This window comes from Frateuria sp. (assembly GCF_035695185.1).
Lineage (GTDB): Bacteria > Pseudomonadota > Gammaproteobacteria > Xanthomonadales > Rhodanobacteraceae > Frateuria_A.
Map to the genome: position 1 here is coordinate 1 of NZ_DASSES010000010.1, position 4631 is coordinate 4631.

At 67.2% G+C, this 4631-nt stretch carries 4 protein-coding genes; 2 read left to right on the plus strand and 2 right to left on the minus strand.

Annotated features, from left to right (window positions below; translation table 11 throughout):
- The coding region (locus tag VFH59_RS00410; protein ID WP_325162910.1) for a class I fructose-bisphosphate aldolase at nt 1-697 on the plus strand (697 nt) is incomplete at its 5' end.
- A gap of 202 nt (nt 698-899) precedes the next feature.
- Here VFH59_RS00410 and VFH59_RS00415 read toward each other — a convergent pair.
- Both VFH59_RS00415 and VFH59_RS00420 read right to left on the minus strand, forming a co-directional pair.
- Nucleotides 900-1493, minus strand: coding sequence for a porin family protein (locus VFH59_RS00415; RefSeq protein WP_325162911.1), 594 nt, complete (start codon nt 1491-1493; stop codon nt 900-902).
- Between the two features lie 200 nt (nt 1494-1693).
- A complete protein-coding gene (locus VFH59_RS00420; protein WP_325162912.1) occupies nt 1694-2443 on the minus strand; it encodes a porin family protein in 750 nt (249 codons plus the stop codon).
- 240 nt (nt 2444-2683) lie between these two features.
- Here VFH59_RS00420 and tkt point away from each other — a divergent pair.
- On the plus strand, nt 2684-4631 hold a 1948-nt coding region (gene tkt / locus VFH59_RS00425), incomplete at its 3' end, for a transketolase (RefSeq protein ID WP_325162913.1).

Sequence of the window (4631 nt, forward strand, 5' to 3'; positions counted from 1 at the left end):
GCCGCTGGCCGGCTTCCCGGGCGACGTGGTCACCGAGGGCCTGGACGGCCTGCGCGACCGCCTGGCCGAGTACGTCAGGCTGGGCGCGCAGTTCGCCAAGTGGCGCGCGGTGATCAACATCTCCGACGACAACCCCAGCTCGACCGCGATCGAGGCCAACTGCCACGCGCTGGCGCGCTACGCCGCGCTGTGCCAGGAAGCCGGCCTGGTGCCGATGGTCGAGCCGGAAGTCATCATGGACGGCGACCACAGCATCGAGGTCAGCTACGAGGTGCACGAAGCGGTGCTGCGCAGTCTGTTCAACGCGCTGTACGAGCAGAACGTGATGCTCGAGGGCACCATCCTGAAGGTCAGCATGGTCATCCCCGGCAAGGGCTGCGACGAGCAGGCCGAGGTCGAGGAGGTCGCCGAGGCCACCGTGCGCGTGCTCAAGAGCACCGTGCCGGCCTCGCTGCCGGGCATCGTGTTCCTTTCCGGCGGCCAGACCGACGAGCAGTCGACCGCGCACCTGAACGCCATGAACCGCATCGGCCCGCACCCGTGGCCGCTGTCGTTCTCCTACGGCCGCGCCATGCAGCAGGCGGCGCTCAAGCTCTGGTCGAAGGACATGAAGGCCAACTATGCCGAGGCGCAGAAGACCGTCGCCGCGCGCGCCAAGGAGAACGGCCTGGCGGCGCTCGGGCAGTGGAACGGCTGAGCCGCCCAGGCAAGGCTGTGGAAAAAGGGCGCCGCACGGCGCCCTTTTTCATTGCGAGAAGCACCAGGTTCTTGCTCCCCTCCCCGGAGGGGAGAGGGAGCCCGGGGCCTCGTCGAACTGGAAAGCGCCGTGCCAAAAAAAGGGCGCCCGAGGGCGCCCTTCTTCTCCATGATGGTGACGGCGCATCCCTGCGCCACCCGTATCAGAACCGGTATTCGGCGCTGACCGAGACCATGTTGGTATCGAGGTTGACGTTGTTCTTCGACGCGTCGTAGTGGTCGTAGTTCACGGCCACGCTGGTGTTGTTGCTGAAGTCGTAGCCCACGCCCGCGCCGGCATACCAGCTGGTGTCGTCCAGGCTCTTGCGGACCGGGTTGACGTCGTTGCTCAGGCCGTGGCCCTTCCAGCTGTACAGGCCACCGCGCGCGCTGACGTACCAGTTCTGCGCCAGGTTGAAGTGGCCGTTGACGCCGGCGGTCCAGCCGTGCAGCTGCGAGCGGCCCTGGTCGATCACGTCGTTGCTGTTGAAGATGTTCTTGACGTGGATGTTGCCCAGGTCGTTGTAGCCGGCCTCCACGCCGATCGCCACGAACGGGTCCACCGACCAGCGGTAGCCGCCGCCGATCGCGTAACCGGTGTCGTTGTCGTTGTAAGGACCATGGTTGATCGAAGTACGGCCCACGTTGCCGTTGACGAACCAGCCATCGGTGTGGGTCGGGACGCTCTGCGCGAACGCGGCCGGAACGGCCAGTAGGCCGGCGGAAGCAAAGGCAAGGGCAAGCAGCGTCTTTTTCATGGGAGATTCTCCTGTTGTCGTGGCGATCGCGGGGGACGATCGCTGTGCGCGCGCCCAGAAGGGGATGGGCGTCGCGTGATCCCTTGGATGCGGCCGGCCGCCGAAAGATTCAATCCACATCAGGACATTGGTAACTTGGCGTTAAGGCAGCCGGACGCGGCGGAGTGGACGCCCGGACGTCCACCCGCCGTTCCCTTCGCTCAGAAGCGGTACTCGCCGACCAGCGACACCATCCCGGTCGACCGCTTCAGGCCGGTGATCTGTTCACCGGTGGCCGGATTGCGATACTGGCCGGCGTTGGCATGGAAGTAGTCGTAGCGCACGCCTACGCCGAAGTGCTCGTTGACGTCCCAGCCGGTACCGATGCCTGCGTACCAGCTGCCGCGGCCCGGCCGGTTGCCCTCGGAAAAGCCGAGGTCCTGGCTGATCGTGTCGTAGTAGCGACCATTGTTGTCGTTGGCCCAGAACCAGCCGGCATGGGCGCCCACGTACCACTGCGGCGTCAGGTTGATGCGGCCGTTGGCGCCGAGCAGCCAGCCGCGCAACGCGTTGGTGCTCGAGCGCTGGTTGACCGGGTCGGAGTTGAATACGTTGCGTACGCGGAAGTTGCCAAGATCGGTGTAGCCGGCCTCGATGCCGAGCCCCAGGTCCTGTCCGGCCTTCCAGCGGTAGCCGCCGAGCAGGCCATAGCCTGTGCGTCGCCCGCGATGGCCGTTGAAGAAGTTGAACGAACTGGCGTCGCTGCCGAAGCCACCGTTGCTGTTGCCGTTGGTGCGGCCCACGTTCGCCTCGATGAACCAGTTGCCGCTACCGACCGGCTGGCCGGGTTGATAGTTGCCGCTGGCGCCTGGCGCGGGCCCGTTCGCCATGGAGGCATCCTCCTGGGCGAAGGCCGGCACGGACAGCAGCGCGGACGAGGCAAGGGCGAGGGCGAGCATTGTTTTTGTCATGGGGAGTTCTCCTGAACCTTGAAGTCAGGCCATCGGCCGCGTGGGGAGCGGCCGAATGGACGCGCACGGGGCATGCGCCGGACGCATTGAAGCGATTCGCGCCTGAAGTCCCGCGTTACCCGCGCCGGGCCGATTAAGGCTGAATTAATTGCGCGGTGGCGAGGGCTGTCGCGATGACGCGACAGTTACCGTCCGATCGGCGACAATTGGCGCTTTGCCGCTTGCCCGGAGACCCGACCGATGACCACCCGCCGCGAACTCGCCAACGCCGTGCGCGCCCTCGCCATGGATGCCGTCGAGGCGGCCAAGTCCGGCCATCCGGGCATGCCGATGGGCATGGCCGACATCGCCGAAGTGCTGTGGAACGACTTCCTCAGGCACAACCCGGCCGACCCGAAGTGGCCCAACCGCGACCGCTTCGTGCTCTCCAACGGGCATGGTTCGATGCTGCAGTACGCGCTGCTGCACCTGGCCGGCTACGACCTGCCGATGGCCGAGCTCAAGCGCTTCCGCCAGCTGCATTCGAAGACCGCCGGCCACCCCGAATACGGCCACACGCCCGGCGTGGAAACCACCACCGGTCCGCTCGGCCAGGGGTTGGCCAACGCGGTCGGTTTCGCGCTCGCCGAAAAGGTGCTGGCGGCGCACTTCAACCGCCCCGGCCACACCGTGGTCGACCACCACACCTACGTCTTCCTGGGCGACGGTTGCCTGATGGAGGGCATCTCGCACGAGGCCTGCTCGCTCGCCGGCACCTGGGGCCTGGGCAAGCTGGTGGCGATCTACGACGACAACGGCATCTCCATCGACGGCGAGGTGCACGGCTGGTTCACCGATGATACGGCCAAGCGTTTCGAGGCGTATGGCTGGAACGTGATCCGTGACGTCGACGGCCACGATGCCGAAGCGATCAGGCGCGCGCTGACCCAGGCCACCAGCCAGGGCGACAAGCCCACCCTGATCTGCGCCAAGACCATCATCGGCTTCGGCGCGCCGAACAAGCAGGGCAAGGAAGAAAGCCACGGAGCGGCGCTGGGCAAGGACGAAGTGGCCGCCGCGCGCGAGCAGCTCGGTTGGCGCTATCCGCCGTTCGAGATTCCCGCCGAAATCTATTCCGGCTGGGATGCCAAGGCCAAGGGCGCCAAGCGCGAGCAGGAGTGGAACGCCACGCTGGACGCCTACGCCAAGGCGCACCCGGAACTGGCCGCCGAGTTCAAGCGCCGCCTCGCCGGGGAGCTGCCGGCCGACTGGGCCGACAAGGCGCAGGCCTACATCGCGAAGATGCAGGCCGAGGGTCCGGAGGTGGCTTCGCGCAAGGCCTCGCAGATGGCGCTGGATGCCTTCGGCCCGCTGCTGCCGGAATTGATCGGCGGCTCGGCGGACCTGGCCGGCTCCAATCTCACCAAGTGGAAGGGCAGCAAGGACGCCGGCAACGGCGACGCCAGCGCGGGCCAGGGTAACTACGTCTACTACGGCGTGCGCGAGTTCGGCATGACCGCGATCGCCAACGGCCTGGCGCTGCACGGCGGTTTCATTCCGTACGACGCGACCTTCCTGGTGTTTTCCGACTACGCGCGCAACGCCGTGCGCATGAGCGCGCTGATCCCGGCGCACGCCATCCACGTCTACACCCACGACTCCATCGGCCTGGGCGAGGACGGCCCGACCCACCAGCCGGTCGAGCACCTGGCCAGCCTGCGCTTCATTCCGAACAACCAGGTGTGGCGCCCGTGCGATGCGGTCGAGTCGGCGGTCGCCTGGAAGGCCGCCATCGAGCGCAAGGGCAACCCGGCCTGCCTGGTGTTCTCGCGCCAGAACCTGAAGCACCAGCAGCGCAGCGAGCAGCAGGTCGCCGACATCGCGCGCGGCGCCTATGTCCTGGCCGACCCGGCCGACACGAAGTTCAAGGCGATCCTTATCGCCACCGGCTCGGAAGTGGAACTGGCCATGGAGGCCATGCGCACGCTCGCCCAGCAGGGTGTACCGGCACGCGTGGTGTCGATGCCCTGCACCGAGGTGTTCGACGAGCAGCCGCTGGAATACCGCGAAGGCGTGCTGCCCTCCTGGTGCCGCGCCCGCGTCGCGGTGGAGGCCGCCAGCGCCGACTACTGGCGCAAGTACGTCGGCCTGGATGGCGAGGTCATCGGCATGACCAGCTTCGGCGCCTCGGCCCCCGCGCCGCAGCTGT

Bases quoted from the DNA above. Each gene is read 5' to 3' on its own strand.
- VFH59_RS00415 (WP_325162911.1), bottom strand. From the start codon at position 1,493: ATGAAAAAGACGCTGCTTGCCCTTGCCTTTGCTTCCGCCGGCCTACTG.
- VFH59_RS00420 (WP_325162912.1), bottom strand. From the start codon at position 2,443: ATGACAAAAACAATGCTCGCCCTCGCCCTTGCCTCGTCCGCGCTGCTG.